Origin of the sequence: Sporosarcina sp. Marseille-Q4063 (genome assembly GCF_018309085.1) — a bacterium.
GTDB lineage: Bacteria > Bacillota > Bacilli > Bacillales_A > Planococcaceae > Sporosarcina.
On record NZ_CP070502.1, the window covers coordinates 1,605,533 to 1,626,859 of the forward strand.

At 40.8% G+C, this 21,327-nt stretch carries 22 protein-coding genes; 10 read left to right on the forward strand and 12 right to left on the reverse strand.

Annotated features, from left to right (window positions below):
- Window positions 1-62 precede the first annotated feature (62 nt).
- From JSQ81_RS08290 to mutY, 5 genes are all read right to left on the reverse strand, one after another.
- The gene (locus JSQ81_RS08290; protein ID WP_212607159.1) at window positions 63-1,808 is read right to left on the reverse strand and encodes an ABC transporter ATP-binding protein; all 1,746 of its coding nucleotides are present in this window, start codon (window positions 1,806-1,808) and stop codon (window positions 63-65) included.
- Between the two features lie 227 nt (window positions 1,809-2,035).
- A complete protein-coding gene (locus JSQ81_RS08295) occupies window positions 2,036-2,599 on the reverse strand; it encodes a nucleoside tri-diphosphate phosphatase (RefSeq protein ID WP_212607160.1) in 564 nt (187 codons plus the stop codon).
- A 177-nt stretch (window positions 2,600-2,776) separates the two neighbouring features.
- Window positions 2,777-2,995: a gamma-type small acid-soluble spore protein gene (locus JSQ81_RS08300; protein ID WP_212607161.1), complete on the reverse strand. Its 219-nt coding sequence runs from the start codon at window positions 2,993-2,995 to the stop codon at window positions 2,777-2,779.
- A gap of 64 nt (window positions 2,996-3,059) precedes the next feature.
- Entirely contained in the window at window positions 3,060-3,806 is a 747-nt protein-coding gene (gene fabL, locus JSQ81_RS08305; protein ID WP_212607162.1) for an enoyl-[acyl-carrier-protein] reductase FabL, read from the reverse strand.
- Window positions 3,803-4,870, reverse strand: a complete 1,068-nt coding sequence (gene mutY / locus JSQ81_RS08310) for an A/G-specific adenine glycosylase (RefSeq protein ID WP_212607163.1) — start codon at window positions 4,868-4,870, stop codon at window positions 3,803-3,805. Before mutY ends, fabL begins: the two co-directional genes overlap by 4 nt.
- 133 nt (window positions 4,871-5,003) lie before the next feature.
- Between mutY and JSQ81_RS08315 the strand changes: the two genes are divergently transcribed.
- A complete protein-coding gene (locus JSQ81_RS08315; protein WP_212607164.1) occupies window positions 5,004-5,987 on the forward strand; it encodes a metal-dependent hydrolase in 984 nt (327 codons plus the stop codon).
- 192 nt (window positions 5,988-6,179) lie between these two features.
- Here the strand turns inward: JSQ81_RS08315 and JSQ81_RS08320 are convergent, their stop codons facing one another.
- Window positions 6,180-6,512, reverse strand: a complete 333-nt coding sequence (locus tag JSQ81_RS08320; protein ID WP_212607165.1) for a YfhH family protein — start codon at window positions 6,510-6,512, stop codon at window positions 6,180-6,182.
- Complete coding sequence (recX, locus tag JSQ81_RS08325) at window positions 6,502-7,311, reverse strand: recombination regulator RecX (protein ID WP_212607166.1); 810 nt, start codon at window positions 7,309-7,311, stop codon at window positions 6,502-6,504. Before recX ends, JSQ81_RS08320 begins: the two co-directional genes overlap by 11 nt.
- A 91-nt stretch (window positions 7,312-7,402) precedes the next feature.
- On the opposite strand from recX, the gene JSQ81_RS08330 reads away from it, so the two are divergent.
- The gene (locus tag JSQ81_RS08330) at window positions 7,403-8,311 is read left to right on the forward strand and encodes a TIGR01777 family oxidoreductase (protein WP_212607167.1); all 909 of its coding nucleotides are present in this window, start codon (window positions 7,403-7,405) and stop codon (window positions 8,309-8,311) included.
- Window positions 8,312-8,359: 48 nt separating this feature from the next.
- Window positions 8,360-9,160: a polysaccharide deacetylase family protein gene (locus JSQ81_RS08335; protein ID WP_212607168.1), complete on the forward strand. Its 801-nt coding sequence runs from the start codon at window positions 8,360-8,362 to the stop codon at window positions 9,158-9,160.
- A 17-nt stretch (window positions 9,161-9,177) separates the two neighbouring features.
- Here JSQ81_RS08335 and JSQ81_RS08340 read toward each other — a convergent pair whose 3' ends face one another.
- Window positions 9,178-10,350 carry an MFS transporter gene (locus tag JSQ81_RS08340; protein ID WP_212607169.1) on the reverse strand — a complete coding sequence of 391 codons (1,173 nt, stop codon included), beginning with the start codon at window positions 10,348-10,350 and terminating at the stop codon, window positions 9,178-9,180.
- Between the two features lie 67 nt (window positions 10,351-10,417).
- Here JSQ81_RS08340 and JSQ81_RS08345 point away from each other — a divergent pair, with 67 nt between their 5' ends.
- The gene (locus JSQ81_RS08345; protein ID WP_212607170.1) at window positions 10,418-10,801 is read left to right on the forward strand and encodes an OsmC family protein; all 384 of its coding nucleotides are present in this window, start codon (window positions 10,418-10,420) and stop codon (window positions 10,799-10,801) included.
- 400 nt (window positions 10,802-11,201) lie between these two features.
- On the forward strand, window positions 11,202-13,100 hold the full coding sequence (locus tag JSQ81_RS08350; protein WP_249336677.1) for a heavy metal translocating P-type ATPase: 1,899 nt from the start codon (window positions 11,202-11,204) through the stop codon (window positions 13,098-13,100).
- Between the two features lie 12 nt (window positions 13,101-13,112).
- Here the strand turns inward: JSQ81_RS08350 and JSQ81_RS08355 are convergent, their stop codons facing one another.
- Window positions 13,113-14,003, reverse strand: coding sequence for a YihY/virulence factor BrkB family protein (locus JSQ81_RS08355; protein ID WP_212607601.1), 891 nt, complete (start codon window positions 14,001-14,003; stop codon window positions 13,113-13,115).
- Window positions 14,004-14,167: 164 nt separating this feature from the next.
- Entirely contained in the window at window positions 14,168-14,542 is a 375-nt protein-coding gene (locus tag JSQ81_RS08360; RefSeq protein ID WP_212607171.1) for a YtxH domain-containing protein, read from the reverse strand.
- Window positions 14,543-14,771: 229 nt separating this feature from the next.
- Here JSQ81_RS08360 and JSQ81_RS08365 point away from each other — a divergent pair, with 229 nt between their 5' ends.
- The 5 genes from JSQ81_RS08365 (at window position 14,772) to JSQ81_RS08385 (ending at window position 18,773) form a co-directional block, all read left to right on the forward strand.
- Window positions 14,772-16,130: an alanine/glycine:cation symporter family protein gene (locus JSQ81_RS08365; RefSeq protein WP_212607172.1), complete on the forward strand. Its 1,359-nt coding sequence runs from the start codon at window positions 14,772-14,774 to the stop codon at window positions 16,128-16,130.
- 80 nt (window positions 16,131-16,210) lie between these two features.
- Window positions 16,211-16,432 carry a DUF1128 domain-containing protein gene (locus JSQ81_RS08370; protein WP_212607173.1) on the forward strand — a complete coding sequence of 74 codons (222 nt, stop codon included), beginning with the start codon at window positions 16,211-16,213 and terminating at the stop codon, window positions 16,430-16,432.
- Window positions 16,433-16,586: 154 nt separating this feature from the next.
- Window positions 16,587-17,819 (forward strand): aminopeptidase, encoded by a 1,233-nt coding sequence (locus tag JSQ81_RS08375; protein WP_212607174.1) that lies wholly within the window; start codon window positions 16,587-16,589, stop codon window positions 17,817-17,819.
- A gap of 128 nt (window positions 17,820-17,947) precedes the next feature.
- Window positions 17,948-18,088 carry a hypothetical protein gene (locus JSQ81_RS08380; RefSeq protein WP_172373408.1) on the forward strand — a complete coding sequence of 47 codons (141 nt, stop codon included), beginning with the start codon at window positions 17,948-17,950 and terminating at the stop codon, window positions 18,086-18,088.
- Window positions 18,089-18,206: 118 nt separating this feature from the next.
- Window positions 18,207-18,773: a beta-class carbonic anhydrase gene (locus tag JSQ81_RS08385; protein ID WP_212607175.1), complete on the forward strand. Its 567-nt coding sequence runs from the start codon at window positions 18,207-18,209 to the stop codon at window positions 18,771-18,773.
- A gap of 114 nt (window positions 18,774-18,887) precedes the next feature.
- Here JSQ81_RS08385 and JSQ81_RS08390 read toward each other — a convergent pair whose 3' ends face one another.
- Window positions 18,888-19,433 (reverse strand): GNAT family N-acetyltransferase, encoded by a 546-nt coding sequence (locus tag JSQ81_RS08390; protein WP_212607176.1) that lies wholly within the window; start codon window positions 19,431-19,433, stop codon window positions 18,888-18,890.
- Between the two features lie 6 nt (window positions 19,434-19,439).
- Window positions 19,440-21,242, reverse strand: coding sequence for a M3 family oligoendopeptidase (locus tag JSQ81_RS08395; RefSeq protein ID WP_212607177.1), 1,803 nt, complete (start codon window positions 21,240-21,242; stop codon window positions 19,440-19,442).
- Window positions 21,243-21,327 lie beyond the last annotated feature (85 nt).

Genomic DNA, 21,327 nt, shown 5'->3' on the forward strand with positions numbered 1-21,327 from the left:
TTTTTTGTAATAAAAAAACGTTATCGAAGTCCCGTAAAAGGACGACGATAACGTCTACTAATTTAAATGTGTTGAACTTGGAATAAACCGAAATAAATTCCTTCTCGTTTCATTAATTCCTTATGTGTACCCATTTCTTTCACTTCGCCTGCATCGACTACAAAAATCTTATCGGCATGCGTAATGGTCGATAATCTGTGGGCGACCACAAGTGTTGTTCTTTCATGCGCCAGAACCTCTAGTGAATCTTGAATGAGTGCTTCACTCTCAAGATCTAATGCCGAGGTGGCTTCGTCTAAAATAAGAAGTGGTGGATTTTTCAAGAATACGCGCGCTATAGCTATGCGTTGTTTCTGACCTCCTGACAGTTTAACGCCGCGCTCGCCGACAGTCGTTTCATACCCTTCTGGAAGTTCTTGGATGAATTCATGCGCATTTGCTGCAACTGCAGCGGCAATGACTTCTTCATCCGTTGCATCGGGTTTCCCCATTAAAATATTACTTTTCACGGAATCGCTAAATAAAATACTGTCTTGCAAGACAATCCCGATTTGATCTCGTAATGATTTCACTTGAATATCTCGGATATCATACCCATCGATTCGAACCGCGCCATTTTTCACATCATGAAAACGTGGGATCAACCCGACAATTGTCGATTTCCCCCCACCGCTCATCCCCACGAATGCGACTGTTTCGCCGGGATTCGCTTTGAAACTAATGCCTTTCAATACTTCTTCTCCGTTTTCCTCATAGGAGAAACTGACATTATCGAACTCGATTTCGCCATTAATTTCAGGAAGTGGAACTGCATTCTCTTTATCTGTTATGTCGTACTTTTCTTCCATTAATTCAAAAACGCGGTCCATGGATGCAAATGATTGTGTCAGCGATGTTGAGGAATTCACGAGTCTGCGAAGCGGACTATATACGCGCTCAATAAATGCGATAAACGCAACCATCGTACCAACTGAAAGATTCCCGTTAATGACTTGGTATCCGGCATATCCAATAACGAGGAGCGGCGCAACATCGGTAATCGTATTGACAACCGCAAAAGCTTTCGCATTCCATCTTGTATGATCGATCGCCTTTTCTAAAAAAGTTCCATTCGTCTCATTGAATCGTTCCTGCTCGACATCTTCTAAGGCAAAACTTTTGATAACGCTGACTCCTGAAACGCGTTCGTGTAAATAGCTTTGGACGTCCGCAAGTGCCTGTGATCGTTTCCGAGTCAAGATACGCAGTTTTCCAAAGAAATGCTTTACGCTATAACCGTAAAACGGAAATGCAAGAAGCGTTACGATTGTTAGCGGAATATCCATCGTCAACATGATTCCAACTGCAATAAGAATCGTTGCCAAGTCGAGCCAAACGTTCATGAGTCCTATCATGACGAAGTTTCTTGTTTGCTCAACATCATTAATGACACGTGAAATGACTTCGCCTGCGCGCGTATTCGAATAATAGCGCAGGCTAAGCTTTTGTAAATGTGAATAAAGGTTTTCACGAATATCATATAAGATTTTATTGCTCACATACTGAGCATAATATTGCCGGTAGTACTCAACTGGAGGACGAACGATAAAGAATACCAACATTGTTCCTCCGACCCAGTAAAATAATTGTTTCGTTGCTTCCTGCGCTGATAAGCTTGTTGAACCGATAATATCATCAATGACAATTTTCATTAATAGCGGCATGAAAAGCGGTATAGCGAACTTAATGATACCTATGACTAAAGTTAGTAATATCAACCATTTGTATGGCTTAACAAATTTTAAATAACGTTTAATACTGCCACCCATCAATTTTCCTCCTACTAGAACAAAAGCGCAAGGCGCCCGTCTAGCCCCGACAGGCATAAGCAATCCGGCGACGTGGCCGATCTTTGCCGAGGAAGAATGCAGTTCAATTCTTCCCAGCCGGATTGCTTATGACCCGAGGGGCTGGCGCCTGGAGCTAGATGTGAAATCTTTATGTTAGAAGATATCCACAGTACATAATTTTATGGTTTCTCAAGCTACAAGAAAGCTTATTCGTTGTGCGGCGGTTTCTCACTGCTCCGAATTTTCTTTTGAAATTCATATCTTGCCGTCCATGCTTGAATGAAGTCAGGAGCAAACGGACCGCGTCGTTGCTTTATCCAGCTCAATAATTTATCAAGATTATTGTACAATATTTGATCGATGACATCTGGATAGTTCATCTGTTTTTTATGTTCTTCATATTCATCTTCATCTAAAATCATGTAACTCATATCCGGAAATACTTTTACATCCAGATCGTAATCGATATATTTCAGCGTTTTGTTATTGTAAACAAATGGAGAGCTCATATTAATGTAATAATAAACACCATCTTCTCTAAGCATGCAAATAATATTAAACCAATACTCCGCATGGAAATAACAAATTGACGGTTCCCGTGTTACCCACGTTCGTCCATCCGCTTCCGTGACAAGTGTCCGTTCGTTGCCGCCGATTACAATATTGCGGGTCCCTTTTAATACGGTTGTTTCCTGCCAGACGCGGTGGATATTTCCATCATGTTTATAACTATGTACTTGTATTGTTTCTCCTTCCTTAGGAATCACCATTTTTCATCCCACCTTTTCGTTACCCTAAAGTTTCGATACGCTTATATGATTTCACTAGTATATCAATAGAACCTTCAAAGATGAAACCATAGCATTTGAATTTTCCATATTTAGCCTCAGGGAAACAAAAATACCGGCAGAAGCAATAGCTTCTGCCGGCAGGTGATGTCCATCCACTTACTTAGAACCGTTTTCGAATCGATTAGCACGCATGCCTGAAGACTGTTGTTGCTTTTTTGCTTCAGACTGCTGGTTTTGTTTCCTAACCTGATTTAAATCAGTTTCGGATCCAAATTCCTCACCCATCGGATTTTGAGATTGTCCTTGTAATGATTGCTGGTTTTGTTGCCTAACTTGGTTCGCGTTAGTTTGATTCGGGTTTTGGTTTTTAGTCATGGATATTCACCTCCGTGCTCCTTAACATGTGCAGGAAATTATTTTTTATTCGTCGAATTTTTATTTACATGACGATTGATCGACCGCCGTCCACAATAATCGTTTGACCGCATATCATGTTGGAGTCATCCGATATTAGGAACATCGCTGTTTTCACCATGTCTTCGATTTCTACCATGCGTCCTGCTGGTGTATTTTTTCGGGCATCATCAAGTAGTTCTTCACGATTCGGAAAATGTTTTAACGCATCCGTGTCGAGCGCGCCACCGGATACGGAGTTCACACTAATTCCTTTTGGCGCGAATTCGACCGCTAGATAACGCGTTAACGATTCGATTGCTGCTTTCGATACGCCGATCGTTGTGTAATTTTCAAGATAGCGGATTGAACCGAGCGAACTAACACCAATAATTTTACCGCCGTTATCCATGAGTTTAGCTGCTTCTTGCGCGCCGAATAACATCGCTTTCGCGTTAATGTTCATCGTCCAATCCCAGTGTGATTCTTCAAGCTCCATAATCGGTCGCAAAACGCCTGATGCTGCGTTTGAAACAAACACATCCAGCCGTCCAAATTCTTCTTTAACTTGCTCAAACATTGCACGAAGTTTTTTTACGTCCCCCACATTTGCACGGAGCATAATTGCTTTTCTGCCAAGTGCTTCGATTTCTTTTACAGTTTCTTCAGCAGCTGACTTGCTGCGAGCATAGTTAACGACAATGTCGTACCCGTTTTTCGCAAGTTCGATCGCCAAAGCTTTCCCTAATCCTCTGGAACTCCCAGTTACCATAGCTACTTTATCTTCAGTCATTTTAAAATTCCTCCATTTTTAAGTGATTCCCATATTTTTATAATCGGAACAGGTTTGGGCAAAGATTCGACTTCCTCTTCGGTGAAAAATTGATAGCCATCCGGAACTGTTTCCTCTTCGTCTACTCGTGCACGAAAGCTTTTCATTTCCCATGTTATATGAGTGAAAATATGCTTAAAGGCTATGATTTCGTTGAGTGATTTAATATGTAAGCCAGTTTCTTTTGTGAATATTTCCATTGGTGTATGATCGCTTTTTAATTCGACGATTGGAAATTCCCAAAGATTTGCAAGAAGTCCAGTTTCCGGGCGCTTTCTAAGTAACCAATCTCCGTTTTTATTTTGGATTGCAAATGAAGCTACGGGAATGACTTTACTCTTTTTCTTTCTCGTTCGAACCGGCAACTCATCTTGTCGTCCTTCATCAAAGGCAGAACAAAACTCTCTAACGGGACAAAGAAGACATTTCGGTCTCGGTGTACAGATGGTTGCGCCAAGTTCCATTAACCCTTGATTAAATGAGGATGGATCTTGATGGTCAATTAATTCCATAATTACGTCTTCAAATATTCGTTTCGTTCTTGGAATTGTAATATCTTCTTCTATAAGAAGAAGTCTGGAAAGGACACGCATTACATTACCGTCTACAGCATGTTCTGGAATACCGAAAGCGATACTGAGTACAGCGCCGGCAGTGTATGGTCCTACGCCTTTTAATGTTGAAATTTCTTTTCGATTTTCAGGAACTTTACTATCGTACTTTTCAACAACTTCACGAACGCCGGCTTGCAGGTTTCGAGCGCGTGAATAATAGCCTAATCCTTCCCACATTTTAAGCAATTCATCTTCATCTGCAGTCGCCAAGGTTTCCATCGTGGGATACTTGGTGATAAAACGATTATAGTATGGAATTACTGTGTCGACCCTGGTTTGTTGCAGCATCACTTCTGATACCCAAATATAATAGGGATTGGATGTCTGTCGCCAAGGTAAATCTCTTTTTTCATCGTTATACCACGAAATTAGCGCGTTGCAAAATTTATCTTTTTCTTCTATTATTCGCATGTTTTCCTCCATAAAGCGTATGTTATGATTAAACAGAAAAGGGTATACAAGAATTAAGGACATCCCTATGCACAATTCCGATTCCATGTTAGGGAGAAAAGTTTGTGTCTTCCGACAAAAGGAGCTGATTTTTTTGGATACTGGAACTCATGTTGTCATGGGCGTTGCAATTTGCGGGCTTGCCTTATCTGATCCAGTCGTTTCAGCGGATGCAGTGACGACTAGCGCAGTATTTTCTGGTATTATCGTTGGTTCGCTCATTCCAGACGTGGACACCGTTTTAAAACTTAGAAACAACGCTGTATACATTCGCCATCACCGCGGAATCACGCATTCGATTCCCGCAGTATTACTTTGGCCGCTTCTATTAACAATCGTCTTAACGTTACTTTTTCCGGGGGCCAATTTTATCCATGTATGGGCTTGGTCACTTTTAGCTGTGTTCTTCCATGTATTTGTTGATATATTCAATTCGTATGGAACTCAAGCTTTGCGGCCCTTCTCAAAAAAATGGGTCGCAATTGGTGTAATCAGTACATTCGACCCTATAATTTTTATATTACATGTTTTAGCCATTACGGTATGGCTTTTCGGTGTCGAACCGATCTATCCGATATCGATTATGTATGGAATAGTTTTCATCTATTATTTGCTTCGGTTTGTGTTGAAATACGCGGTAAAAAATGCTGTCGCACATACTATTCCCGATGCGGACGAGATTATTATTGCGCCGACAATTCGTTTTTTTCAATGGAGAGTTGCCGCTTCTTCTCCTAAATGTCATTATGTTGGGCGTGCTTATGGACGTTCTATTACGATTTACGATCGATTTACGAAAGATCCTTTGCCAGATTTTCCAGAAGTAAAAGCTGCTTTAGAGGATAATAATGTAAAAGCATTCACCGCATTTTCGCCAATTTACAGATGGGAAATAACGAAAATTGGCGACTTATGCGAGATTCGCTTGATCGATTTACGCTATCGGAATAAAGATTATTATCCCTTTGTCGCAGTCGCTCATGTTGATTCGGAAATGAACGTGATCAATTCGTATACAGGTTGGATTTTCTCTGAGGAAAAGCTCAATAAAAAGTTAAACTTTATACCTCATTCTTGAAAGAACAAAAGCGCAAGACGCCCGTTTAGCTCCGACAGGCATAAGCAATCCCGCGACGTGGCGGTCTATGCCGAAGAAGAATGCAGTTCAATTCTTCCCAGTGGGATTGCTTATGACCCGAGGGGCTGGCGCCTGGAGCTAGACCAAATGAAAAGCTATGACATGCATCATGTACATAGCTTTTCGTCTATTCTATTTCCCTGTTTTCACCGGTTTCAACATCGAGATAGGCAATGCTTCTTTCGCCAGATTGCCGCCTAGTCTGTGTCCCCAGGCAAAGCGTCCTTTTAAGTAATCAACTTGAAAAAACATGCCTTCATCGCCTTCGATGCGATAAATTTCTCCGATTTCAATTGTAGCGGGGTCGACTAAATAAGCTTCGGCCATTAACATTTTCCGTTGATATACCGCAAACTCGTTTAGAATACCGAGCTGTTCTGCTTTACGCGCTTTTTCGCGTAAATTTGCTATTTCGCCGCGTAATTCATGTTCTGTCATTGCGCTGTATTTTTTCTCAGTTGTCATCTTCATTCTCCTTCATTTCAATAAACTGATCGATTCGGTCAAATGGAATTCCTTTTTGATACATGGATTGTTTTACCCGATTATTGCGGTCTCTTCCACTAAATCTCGAACTGTATCGACGCCACGCTTTCTCGCCAATCGACTCAATCACGCCAGCCCACTCATCTTCATCTATGGATAAATCTATATTTTCTACAGCCTGCTTAATAATTTCATATGAATACCCTTTGCGTAATAAAACATTATGAATCCGCTGTTTGGTTTGCGATGGTGATTGGGAACGTTTTTTTGAAGCTTCTTTTTCTGCCAGGTTCTTGGCGATTTCAACTTGCTCTTCTTCAGAGTAGGAATCCAATACTTGTTCTTGGAGTTCTTTTGCGATTCCTTTCTTTTGAAGTTCTTGCTGAATTGCCCGCGGACCGCGACTTGAAGACCTTTTCTGTGTTTCCAATAATGCCTCTGAAAACGTTTCGTCGTTCAGAAAACCCAAGTTTCTTAATTTCACAATCGCTTCTAATATAATCGCTTCGCCGTACCCGACTTCCAATAGCTTTTGTTTCACTTCAAACTCACTGCGCATTCTGAATCCTAGGTAATGAAGCGCACGATTAAACGCTTTACGAATTTCGTCTTCATAAACCATTTCATCGACAGACCAATCTTCCAACGACATACCTTTTGTCAATTCAAATTTAACCAAAACGGATTCATGAACGCTAAACGCATACTTTTCATCTAGAAATATATTATAGCGTTCCTTATCTCTCTTTTGTTGTGTTATCTTTGTAATAACAGGCACTTTAATCCCTCCTGTACTTTCCTTTAGTATACATGTTCTGCCTGATTGATTCAGCTTTACAAATTATATTTAGTAGATGGGGGCGAAAATAATGAAAATTGTACTTGCTGGCGGCTCTGGATTGATTGGTAAAAAAGTAACTGAAGTTTTACTTGAAGCGAATCATCAAATTGTTATCCTCACTAGGAAGAACATGATAGATGTTCAAAATGTTTCTTATGTAAAATGGCTTCATGATGGTCTTACACCAGAAGATGCGATTGGCGATGCGGATGCTTTTATTAACCTTGCCGGCGTGTCCATAAATGAGGGACGTTGGTCAGAAGATCATCAACGACGGATTTATGATAGCCGCATGACTGCTACTGATGAACTCTTACGAATCATTCGAGCACTTCCTAGAAAGCCGTCCGTCTTGATAAATGCGAGTGCAATTGGAATTTATCCCGCTTCTGATGATAAGCGCTATACTGAACAATCGCATGATGTTGCAAATGATTTTCTTGGAAAGACGGTTTATGACTGGGAACAAAAAGCGTTAAGCATTGGAAATGATGGGCTGCGTGTTGTCTGCACGAGATTTGGCGTCGTGCTTAGTCAGGACGGCGGCGCTTTCCCGCTTATGGCGCTTCCCTATAAGTTATTTGCGGGCGGCACAGTTGGAACAGGTAAACAATGGGTCTCGTGGGTGCATATAAATGACGTTGCTCGAGCGATCCTTTTCTCTGTTGAAAACGAGCATATCAGTGGAGCTGTAAATGTAACGGCACCTTCTCCAACGCGAATGAAGGAATTCGGACATACAATTGGCACTGTCCTTCGAAGACCTCATTGGATTCCCGCACCTTCGTTTGCATTGAAATTAGCGCTTGGCAAAAAAAGCGCATTGGTATTAACAGGTCAGCATGTAACGCCTGAAAAATTACTTGAAAACAACTTCGATTTTTCATTCCCCACACTGGAATCAGCTTTGGAAAATCTAGTTACTAAACACGTATAATTACGGGCCTAACACGCATCCTAACTTAAAAGGAGGGTGCTTTTTATTATGAATAAATTTCACTTGCGCGGTTTTCTGCTAGCTGTCATAATCATTTCAGCGGGAATCGTTTTCAATCCGTATTCAGCAGCCGCTGAAGAATTTCATTGGGGATTTAAAAAAGCGACAAACGGCGTACCGCCAGATGCGGGTGCTGCTTTCAATGAAGTTTTGGATAAATACGGCGCTATTTATAAAGGGAAACCTGATGAAAAGGTAGTTTATTTAACATTTGATAATGGATATGAAGCGGGTTACACCGAACCGATTTTAGATACGTTAAAAGCAGAAAATGTTCCTGCAACTTTTTTTCTGACGGGTCATTATTTAACGAGCGCGACACCAATACTTAAACGCATGGTTAAAGACGGTCACACTATAGGGAATCACTCATATGACCATCCAAATATGGCGAATTTATCGGAAAAAGGAATGGAAGATGAGTGGAGTCGATTCGACAAAAAGCTTAAAGAATTAACCGGGATCGAACGAACCGTTTATGTAAGGCCGCCGAAGGGCACTTTCAGTGAAAAACTTCTAAGTTTTGGCAATGAACTTGGATACCGCCACATTTTTTGGTCAATTGCATTCGTCGACTGGCATAAAGATAAGCCAAGAGGAAAAGATTATGCTTATGGTGAATTGATGAAACAACTGCACCCCGGCGCGGTTATTTTAATGCATACAGTGTCTTCGGATAATGCAGAAGCGCTCCTTTCTTTTATACAGGATGCAAAAAAAGAAGGCTATCTGTTTAAATCCCTCGATGATCTTGTAATGGAATATGAGGGTATTGAATCTGTTTATTAATCAACCTCTACGCGCCTTTAAACAAGGCGCTTTTGTGGTTTATTCATTGCTGATAGTAGAAATAGCGTACCTAAAAAGAGAGATATGAGTAATAAAAAGCTGAATGAAGCTTCGAATTCCAAAAATAAACCGCCCAAGAATGGACCCGTCAAACTTCCGAAACTAAAAAAGATGCCGCATAGAAGGTTTCCGGTTGGCAATAATTCAGCAGGCGTTAGATCTGACATATAAGAAATCCCAAGTGAATAGATCGATCCTACAAATAATCCAGCTATGAAAAATGTTCCTATGACGAGTAAAGTTGAGGCTTCAAACAAGCTTGCTGTAAAAAATGCTGTAGCTCCCCCGCCAAGTGCAATGAGAATTACGGGACGTCTTCCAATTCGGTCGGAAAGCATGCCAAGCGGAATTTGCGAGACGATTCCTCCTGCTGAAAATGTCGCTAATATAATGGAAACAGAAGCTACACTTATGCCGCTCCGAAGTGCATAGACAGGATATATGGCATTCAAGGATGATTCGAGAAAACCATAACCGAATGGTCCAAGAAACGCTAACCATGCAAAGGCTGATGTTGTCTTGAATCGCCTAAAAAATCCAGATTCAGCAGACGTTCCTTTAATGACATCTGGAAAATCATTTTTCAGTAAAAAAACGAGCGACCATGCGAGCATGCACAGTATTCCGGAAACGATAAACGGCAGCCCTTCAAACACGTTCACAAGCGGGACAAATAAAGGGCCCGCCGCAAAACCTACTCCGAACGACAAACCGTACACGGCAATGTTACGTCCTAAACGATATTTCGGTGAAAAGCTTGTCACCCAAGTTTGCGTCGAAAAATGAAGCGCATGATCACCGATTCCAATAATTAATCGCAAGATGAACCAAAACACCATGCTTTTCCATAATGGAAATATTAATAAAGAGATGAATACCAACATGCCGCCTACAACAATAATTGGTTTAAAGCCGAATCTTCTGAGGGGCGCTTCCATGAATGGTGACACGAGAAGCGTTCCAATATATAAACCGGTCGCGTTTAATCCGTTTAACGCGCTCGAAACGCTATCATTTTCAAAGATAACTGAAATTAACGGAAGGAGCATTCCTTGTGAAAATCCTGAAATAGCTACTATTAAAACCAGGATTCGAAATCGTTTTTGTTCTATTTTTGTAAAAGCACTCATATAGTCAACCCGTTCCAATGAAATATGAAATCGTGTATAATTCTAACATATTGGGGAGGGATTACATATGAAATTCACAATGACGGAAAATGGTTTTCAAACAGAAACATCTTTTGGATCACTCGACATCTCTTCAAATGAAGAATTCGGATTTAGACCTTACCAACTCTTGGTGTCTTCAATTGCAGTATGCAGCGGTGGCGTAATGCGAAAAGTGCTTGAGAGAATGCGGATGCCAGCAACAGATATTCGTATTGAGGTAAAGGATGTTGTAAGAAATCCAGACGAGGCAAATAAAGTCGAGAAAATTCATCTGCATTTCTTTATAGAAGGTTCGAAAATCAATGAAGAAAAAATGCCGAGGGTTATGGATTTGACAATGAAAAACTGTTCAATGGCACAATCGGTAGTAGAATCAATCGAGATTCATAAAACTTACGAAATCAAATAGAAAAAGGCTTAGTCCATCTCTTACTTTCAGATGACTAAGCCTTTTATGTTTTAAATGATTCATCACTATCAGCTTTCATAAATCGTATTGTCCGTTGGGAAAGTTTAACGCCATTGGACGTTTACGAATCCCCTCCTTCAACTTGGAATTTGAGTTCGTCTACACAAACACTACGCCCTCCCTTTCAGTTGATTAAATATATCTTAACACATTAATTCTGTATTTACAATGTTCATACTACTCTATTAAGAATTTGATTCTAAAGAACTAATTCAACGCGAATTAATGATTTTATCATATGAAATAAATTATAAGCAAACTCGTTACCCTTCCTAAAATCATATGTTATAATTAGAATGATTATCATCTGATACTAATTATTTTAAAGGGAGGGGTTATCGTGGATGTCCCTGTTGAAAATCAACGAAAAATCAATTGGTTCGAGCATATTGAACTTGTAGCCGCAATTTTATCCGGGATTCTGATAGTTACAGCGTGGCTAATTGGTAAAAATGGTGCCGAAACGCTTTCAGTCTCCTTATATATCGCCGCATTTTTAATAGGCGGCTATGCAAAAGCGAAGGAAGGCATCGAGGAAACGGTTAAAGACAGAGAGTTAAATGTAGAAATGTTAATGGTGTTTGCGGCAATTGGATCCGCTCTTATTGGATATTGGACAGAAGGTGCAATACTCATATTCATATTCGCACTAAGCGGCGCGCTGGAAACCTATACACTCAATAAAAGTCACAAAGAAATTTCTTCGCTAATGGAGCTTCAACCTGAGGAAGCTTGGCTCTTGAATGAGGATGGAACGACTGTAAAAGTATCAACCGATTCCCTTGCCGTAGGTGCATTGTTACTTGTAAAACCCGGCGAGCGAATCCCTGTTGACGGTAGAATAACAAGTGGAACGACATCTGTTGACATGTCCGCAATTAATGGTGAATCGATGCCCGTCACGAAAGGAATCCGGGACGATTTATTTGCGGGTACAGTTAACTTGAGCGGCGCGATTCAAATGGAAATGACTAAACCAAGTTCTGAAACGCTTTTCCAGAAAATAATCACGCTTGTTCAAAGTGCACAAAGCGAAAAATCTCCTTCTCAACTATTTATCGAAAGATTTGAAGGGACTTATGTAAAAATTGTCCTTGTCGCTGTTTTCGTCATGATGTTTCTTCCCCATTTTGTTTTCGGCTGGGATTGGACGACAACCATTTATCGTGCCATTGTTCTGCTTGTCGTCGCGTCGCCTTGTGCGCTTGTTGCATCCATCATGCCGGCTACACTTGCTGCTGTTTCAAATGGAGCGAAGCGAGGGGTTTTATTTAAAGGGGGGATCCATCTCGAGCTTCTTAGTTCGGTGAATGCGATTGCTTTCGATAAAACAGGAACGTTAACGACAGGTTTACCCGTTGTTACTGATTTCATTGTACGTGAAGGTGAAGATATTGATGAAACGCTAGCACTTATTGCTGGTATCGAATCACAATCCAATCATCCACTTGCAGTCGCAATTACAAACTTTGCTGATGAGAAGAAGTTGACCCCTTTACAAGGCATACAAACTGAGGATTTGCCCGGGCATGGTCTTCGGGCAATCTATCAAGGTAAAGAATTCCTTGTTGGCAACCCGCGATTTGTCGGCAAGAGGCTGGCAGAGGACTTTAACGACGGAATCGCTATGAATTTATCTGAAGGCGGCAAGACTGTCGTTTTCTTAAAAGATGATCAAGGTATTGTCGCTGCAATTGCTTTAAAAGACACTTTGCGAAAAGAAGCCATTCAAGCAATTAATGAATTGAAAAAAGCTGGTATACGAACAATCATGCTAACCGGCGATAATGAAAAAACAGCGGCTGCGATACAGAGTGAAGTCCAAATAGACCGTTACGTCGCCGAATGTTTGCCGGAAATGAAAGTTGAAAAATTAAAAGAGCTGATTCAAGAATACAAGGCCGTTGCAATGGTCGGGGACGGGATAAACGATGCACCCGCGCTTGCTACAGCCACTTCAGGCATAGCGATGGGTGATGGCACCGACGTCGCACTAGAAACGGCGGATATTGTTCTCATGCAAAATGATCTAACAAAAATTTCTTACGCCATTAAATTATCTCGAAAAATGCAACGTATCGTTAAACAAAATGTATTCTTTTCAATTGCGGTTATCGCAGTGTTAATCGTTTCTAACTTCATGCAAGTCGTTGATCTTCCCCTCGGCGTGATTGGACATGAAGGAAGTACAATTCTTGTCATATTAAATGGATTACGGATGCTGAATAAGGTGAACTAAAAAGCAAAGCGGTCAAATGACCGCTTTGCTTTTCTTTTTTGCTGCAAGCGCTTGTCGGCGCTCGCTCATGACTGCATTGATCTGACCGCCTAGCATCAGAATAATGGCTGAGAAATATAGCCACATCATCAATACAATGATTGCCCCGATACTCCCGTATGTGCTCGAGTAGCTACCGAAACTACCTACATAATAAGAGAATCCAACTGAAGTAAGTATCCAACCTAATGTCGCAAAAGCAGCCCCGGAAAAGACACTTTTAATATGCAACTTCAAATTCGGCACAAGCCAGTATAGGATTGTGAAAACACCGAATATCAAAAATGGCGGAATAATCCATCTCAAACTATTCCACAAGGAAAGAAAACCAGCTTCTAATCCCATGTATGAAAATGCGAAGATCCCAATCTGTTTGCCGAATACCGGCAATACTAGCGCCATAATGAGTACCGATATGAGCATAAGCGTGAATACGACCGACATGCCGCGCGCGACAAAAAAGTTCCGTGTTTCTTCTGTAAAATAAGAACGATTTAATGCTTTCGTAAGTGCATTCATTCCTTTTGATGCAGACCACACTGTCGCTAGCGCACCAATTGAAAGTAAACCGGTATTACGATTATTTAAGATTTCACCGACAGTATCTTCAATTAGCGACGCTACACTTGCTGGAGCATAGTCTCTTATAAACAAGAAAATTTCTGATTGGTCTAAATTTAAATAAGGCAAAAGTGTAAAAAGAAAGATTAGTAGAGGAAAAAGAGATAACAAGAAAAAGAAAGCGAGTTGTGAACCAAGGCCCGTAACATCGACTTTCCTTATTCGTGTGATTAATTCTTTTAAAAATCCACTAATTGTTGTTACATCAAATTTATCCAAATCTCCCTCTTTGACATCATCCATGAATTTTACGATGGCCAAGTTCCGAAAACTAGAATTACTTTTCTTGTGTTTTTTCTTTTCTACAACCTCTTGTTTGATTGCTGAAGATAGTTCGGATTCTGATTTAGATTTAGGAGTATTTGATTTTTTTTCTCTCATCGTTTCTTCACTCCTTTCTTCATCCCTTACTTTCCCGTTGAATCGCTGGTAGAATCTTCGCTTACCATAGCTTTATAATCATCCTTCGCTTCAGTAAATGCATCTTTTGTGTCAACAACTAATTCCTTTACTTGAGGGCTAAGCTCTTTTAATTCGTCCATTTTTCCTTTGAAATATGTTGCATCATTTGCAACTTGTTCATAAATTGATTGATATTTCTCCGACTTTTCCTGGAGCTTTAATTTGACGACGTCGGGGTTTTTCGAATAATAACGAACATCAGACATGAAACTTCGGGATTTATTCACGACATCTTCACGTGTCGCTCTGTCGCATAAACTGATTAATCCCCCAGCCAATGCACCAAAAAAGATGTACTTTCCTAATTTATTTCCGCTCATTAAACACCCTCCACTTATAAAGATTTTGCATACTGCATTATACCCCTAATAATATAGAAAAAAACATGACTTGATAAATAATAAAAATAAAGCTTGACTATTAACTCATTATTTCGGAAGATTGTGAATAAGCATAATACTATAGATTTCAAGGGAGCTGATCATACTTAATTAACTTTGAAAATTGGACAACCTGAATTACTTTTATAGACAAATTGGAGGGAATGAAATGGGGAATTTTAAAGAGTTTCTGGATTATATCGGCGGCATCATTTGGGGTCCGCCTTTACTTATCCTGCTTGTGGGAACGGGAATCTATTTAACAGCGAGACTCGGAATTATTCAATTAAGATTATTACCGTACGCTTTAAAATTAGTATTTTCCAAAAACCAAGATAAGAAATCAGAAGGAGACATTTCGCATTTCCAAGCACTTATGACTGCAATGGCAGCTACTGTTGGTGTTGGTAACATTGTAGGTGTCGCCACAGCTGTCGTACTCGGAGGACCTGGGGCAATCTTCTGGATGTGGATGGCTGGATTTTTCGGAATGGCTACTAAATACGGAGAAGCCATACTTGCAGTTAAATACCGTGTTAAAGATGCCAATGGTCAAATGGCAGGCGGCCCGATGTATTACCTTGAACATGGGCTGAAGCAGAAATGGCTTGGCGTCCTCTTTGCAATATTCGGCGCACTTGCGGCTTTTGGTATCGGAAACGGTACGCAAGCCAAGGCTGTTGCAGATGTTATGTCCCAAACTTTCTCATTTCCCCACTGGGCTACTGGTCTTGCGCTAGTGTTACTAGCAGGGTCCGTTATCCTTGGAGGAATTAAAGTAATTGGACGTGTTACATCATTCTTCGTTCCGATTATGGCACTCTTTTATATTATCGCTGGCGCAATCGTCATGATTATGAACATCCATCTCGTGCCGGAAGCATTCGCAATGATTTTCAAATTTGCATTTACAGGTGAAGCAGCTGTCGGTGGTTCAATCGGAGCCGCAATTCGTTTTGGAGTTGCACGTGGTTTGTTCTCCAACGAAGCGGGTCTCGGATCTGCGCCGATCGCAGCCGCCGCTGCAAGAACAGATATGCCTGGTAGACAAGCCCTTGTTTCAATGACGCAAGTTCTATTTGACACACTTGTCATTTGTTCGATTACGGGCGTTACAATTGTCATGTCGGGACAGTGGAAAGATACATCTATCGAAGCAGGTGCTTTAACTGCAGCTGCTTTTGGCGAATTCCTTGGCGGTGCTGGTCCACTTGTAGTATCTATCGGTCTAATATTCTTTGCCACATCTACTATTTTTGGTTGGGGCTATTACGGGGAAAAATGTTTCCAATATTTATTCCCGAACGTTTTAGCGGTGCGTTTTTACAGACTGGCTTTCGTGCTCTTTATCTTTGTGGGCGCAACGGCATCCCTCGATGTCATTTGGGCGCTAGCAGATGTATTAAACGGCCTTATGGCGATTCCGAACTTAATTGGACTTCTTGGTCTATCCGGTGTCATCATTTATGAGACCAAAAGAGTTCAAGCAAAAATTAAGGAAGAACAAGCGGAGTCGAAGAAGTCTTAACTATACTTTCACTTTCCATTTGACAGGTTTGAGATATAATGAAATGATAAGTAACAGTTAATGAAAGGCGGCTACTAATCATGGATTTAACAAAACCAACAGATGAAAACGTAATGTATATGGTTGAGCAAATTAAAGAAAAACTTCGCATGGTTAACGTTGATGCGATGAAAGCAGAACACTTCAACACTGATAAATACGACGACTTGCTCTATATGTACAATATGGTCATGAAGCGTAATCATATCAGTTCGAATGAAATTGAAGCAATCGCTGCGGAACTGGGATCTTTACGAAATTAAAGGAGAAGCTTTCTATCCAATCGGATAGGAAAGCTTCTTTTTTTGTTTCCGAGAAAGAACTTTCTAAATACTCTATGACCCAATTTACGAAATAATGTGTACCTTCGGGTTAGAAGTTGGTACTATTAAAGCTATACCGAAAGGAGTAATGTAGATGTCACTATTTGAACAACAGCTTTCCAATTACGCTGAATTAGCCGTTAAGGTAGGCGTCAATATTCAACCGGACCAATATCTATTTATTAGCGCTTCAACTGATGCAGTTGAGTTTGTTCGCTTAGTCACTGAAAAAGCCTATGATGCGGGGGCACGCCAAGTCATCGTCGATTTTTCTGATGATGTAATTTCACGTCTGCGGTTTGAAAAAGCGCCCGCTGATTCATTCTCTGAGTTCCCTGAGTGGAAAGTTATGGAGCGTGAACAACTGGGTGCAAAAGGTGCCGCATTTATGAGCATCATGTCTCAAAGTCCCGATTTATTACAAGGTATTGATCCTTCCCGGATTAGCGAGGCACAAAAGTCATCTGGAATCGCACTCGATAATTTCCGTCAAGATATGCAGGCCGATAAATTTAGTTGGACAGTTATTGCTACGCCATCAAAAGCGTGGGCGGCAAAAGTTTTCCCTGAGTTATCTGCCGAGGAACAAGTTCCCGCTCTTTGGGAGGCAATTTTCAAAGCTGTAAGAGCTGATACGGAAAGCCCTGTTCAATCTTGGCTCGATCATGATAAAACTCTGCATGAAAAAGTCGATTATTTGAATGAAAAACGCTATAAGAAACTGCATTACCGTGCACCGGGAACAGATTTAATCGTTGATCTTCCCGAAGGACATTTATGGTGCGGAGCAGGCAGTCTAAACGAAAAAGGCCATGCGTTTATGGCGAATATGCCGACAGAAGAAGTATTCACAGTGCCGCATAAAGATGGTGTTAATGGTTACGTATCAAGCACAAAACCATTGAGCTACGGCGGAAATATTATCGATAACTTCAAAATCACTTTCGAAGATGGCCGTGTGACTGACATTTCAGCTGAACAAGGTCAAGAAGTCTTAGAGCGCTTAATCGATACTGATGAAGGCGCGAAACGTCTTGGCGAGGTGGCATTGGTTCCACATGCCTCCCCTATTTCACAATCAAACGTGCTTTTTTACAATACATTGTTTGATGAAAATGCATCTAACCACTTCGCGCTAGGCAGTGCTTATGCGTTTTGTCTAGAAGGCGGAAAAACAATGCCACGTGAAGATCTTGAGAAACACGGATTGAATCAAAGTATTACCCATGTCGATTTTATGGTAGGATCCGAGGATATGGATATTGACGGCGTAAATGAAGATGGGACTACAGAGGCTGTATTCCGCAAAGGCAACTGGGCGTTTTAATAATCACTTGTTCAAAGTTCTGTCACAATTGATTATGATTGTTCATAAACCCCTTAAAATATTCATCTAAATAAGGTATAATACAGCTAGAGAGATTACGAATTATGATTATGAGAGGGGTCAATGAAATGGGCTTAATGTACTTAACAGTTATTGGATACATGGTAATGCTTGGTCTATCAGCAGGATTCATCATGCATTTTCTAGTTAAAGCATTTGATTCTTCTGAAGCGACTAAAATAGATCCTAAACCAGATACGAATTACTAAGATTACTAAGAGCTGCCTAGGCAGCTCTTTTCTTTTACCCATTTTTTCGATACAATGGATAGAATGAAACCGAAGGCACCCGCCCGAGGCTGAAATCCAAACAGATAGGAGCTTTTCTATGACACTTCTCGGCGAAATACTAGAACATAATAAACAGTTTGTGAATGAAAAACAATACGAACAGTATTCTACAACGAAATTCCCCGATAAGAGAATCGTTATTTTAACATGCATGGATACGCGCCTTACCGAGCTTCTGCTTAAATCAATGAACTTGAAAAATGGCGATGCCAAACTAATCAAAAGTGCTGGCGCTGTTGTCACGCATCCATTTGGCGGAATCATGCGCAGCATTCTTATTGCGGTATATGAACTTCAAGCCGATGAAGTATTTATCATCGGACATCATGACTGCGGTATGAACTCGATTGATACAGATCATATCATTGGTGATATGGTTGAACGCGGAATCGACAAAAGCCTTTTCGAAACCCTTCAATATTCGGGAATCGACATGGAAGATTGGCTGCATGGATTCGACGATGTAACTGAGAGTGTCAAAGCTAGTGTGAAACAAGTTCGCAATCATCCATTAATGGATCCAAAGGTTCCTATTCACGGATTAGTAATCAACCCGACAACTGGTCAATTAGATACCATTGTTGACGGATATAAACATAACTAGGAATTCGACATATTTCCCGGGCAATTTACAAATAACTACGCAAAAGCCGATTCCTTTTTACAGGAATCGGCTTTTTAATTTTGCTTTTAGTTTCCGCAAAGCGGTCTTACCCTTTCAAAAGTCGTCCTCGATCATTGCATACATATAATGATCCTCCCAAACGCCATTGATATAAAGGATTTGTCGCAATAATCCTTCAAGACGATAGCCGGATCTTTCGAGTACGATAATCGATCCTTTATTTCGCGGTGAAACATAAGCTTCGACACGATGTAACGCGACCCGGTCAAATGCGAATGCCGTTACAAGACCAACCGCCTCCGAGCCGATTCCCTTCCCAGTATGCCTTTCATCGATTGAATAACCGATGAATCCACTAGAAAATGGAAGCCTTTTAATACTGTATAACGAGATATGGCCAATCAATTGATTCGTATTTGATTTGAATATGCCGAAGTTATACTCTCTTCGATCTCTCATTTGAAAAAGCGATTCTTTAATTTTATCTCTTTGTATCGCGACAGTGTAAAAACCTGGTTCTTGCCTCGGTTCAAATATTGACCAATACTTTTTATTGGCACTTAATAATTTCGTGAAGTTCGGTGCATCCTCTTCAGTTAAAATCCGCAAGTAACAACTTTTACCTTCGAGAAGAATCATTTTTTATCAACCTTCTTTTGTAGTGAGTTCAAGAAAGTCCTCAACGTCTTTCACGCATAGTGCAACGCCCTTTGCCCAGAATTCCTGTTTTGTAATGTCTTCGCCTAGATGTTTCATCGCAAGGTCCTCGACGCTCATGACAGCTGTGTCGCGAAGCAACGCGATATATTTTCCCTCAAAACTAGCGCCATCTTCTAAAGCTTTGGCATAAATGCTCAAGGAGAACAAGTATCCGAACGTATATGGGAAGTTGTAAAATGGAACGCTTGTAATATAAAAATGAAGTTTTGACGCCCAGAAATGCGGGTGAACTGTATCGAGTGCATCTCCGTAAGCTTCTCTTTGGGCTTCTTCCATAAGCTCATTTAGTCTCGTTGCCGAAACAATTCCTTTTTCACGTTCTTTATAAAAGCGTGTTTCAAATAAGAACCGCGAATGAATATTCATGAAAAACGCTACGCTTCGTTGAATTTTATCTTCCAGCAATGCTATTTTTTCATCTTTCGTTTCAGCCGCTTTTACAGCTGCGTCTGCAACAATCATTTCTGCGAATGTAGAAGCCGTTTCAGCTACCCCCATCGCATAGCGGCGGTTCATCCAGTGTACTGGGCGCAGCGCGTACGAGTGGAATGCGTGCCCTAGTTCATGCGCAAGTGTCGCAACGTTCGACATGGAGCCGCTGTATGTCATGAAAATACGAGATTGCTCAGACATCGGCATTCCTGTACAGAATCCGCCAGGTCGTTTGTTTGGACGATCTTCCGCTTCAATCCAACTATCTTCAAAAGCTTTACGTGAAAATGACTCCAATTCCGATCCGAATTCGCCGAAATGCTTCAAGATAAATTCTGCACCTTCTTGGTAAGATAATTCCATCGTCGATTCTGTGACAGGCGCGTCAATGTCATACCAATTCATCTTATCAGTTCCAAGCATTTTTGCCTTCACATTTAAATAGTCGACAAAAGGCGCTTTATTGGCACCGATTGCCCCCCACATTGCATCAAGCGTTTCTTCGCTCATGCGATTTGTGAGTAATGGTTCTTTGAGAACTGAATCCCATCCGCGCTTTTTATAGACGGCTAATCTAAAACCGGCCAAATGATTTAATGTTGCCGCGAAGAAATCTTCTTTTGCTTCCCAAGCTTCTTCCAACGCTTCAAATGAACGTTTCCGAACATCCGCATCCGAGTTAGAACTTAAGTTAGCTGCCTGGCCAACAGATAATTCTTTTTCTTCTCCGTCAACTTCGATTGTAATCTTAATATCGCCAACGAGTTGATCATACAACTTTCCCCATCCGTGATACCCGTCAACGCTGAGCGCTGTGACAAGACTTTCTTCCTCTTCTGAAAGCTTTAACGCGACCTCATCGCGCCACTCTGTTAATATGAATGCAAATTCTTTTAGCTCATCTGATTCCATAAGGCCATTCCAAACCGCGTCGTCCGATTTTGAAAGTGTTTGTTGTATTTTCAACATGGCAGTCGAGAACCGTGCACCAAGCGTGCTCGTTTCACCTTGCAATAAAAGTGCTTTTTTGTCTGTCGTATCTGCAGCAAGAAAACACCCGATGACTGCACCTGCTTGTGATAAGTTCAATGCGACATTTTTAATCGATTCAATTAGGTTAACAATATCATTGGCAGCTTCTACTGATGCGGGAACGTTAAATTCAACCGCTTCTTTTTCCATTGAATTAAGTAGCTCATCGAGACCATTAAGATGTGTTCTCAATTCTTCGGAATCGCTTCCGCCTTCAAAAAATACATCTAAATCCCATACTTCAGAATACTTCACTTTATTCATTCTCGTTCCTCCCTGGACATTTTCAATTTTCTAAATATGCTTTTCTATTATACCATGTAATTTCGAGAATCGAAAAGAATCCTTT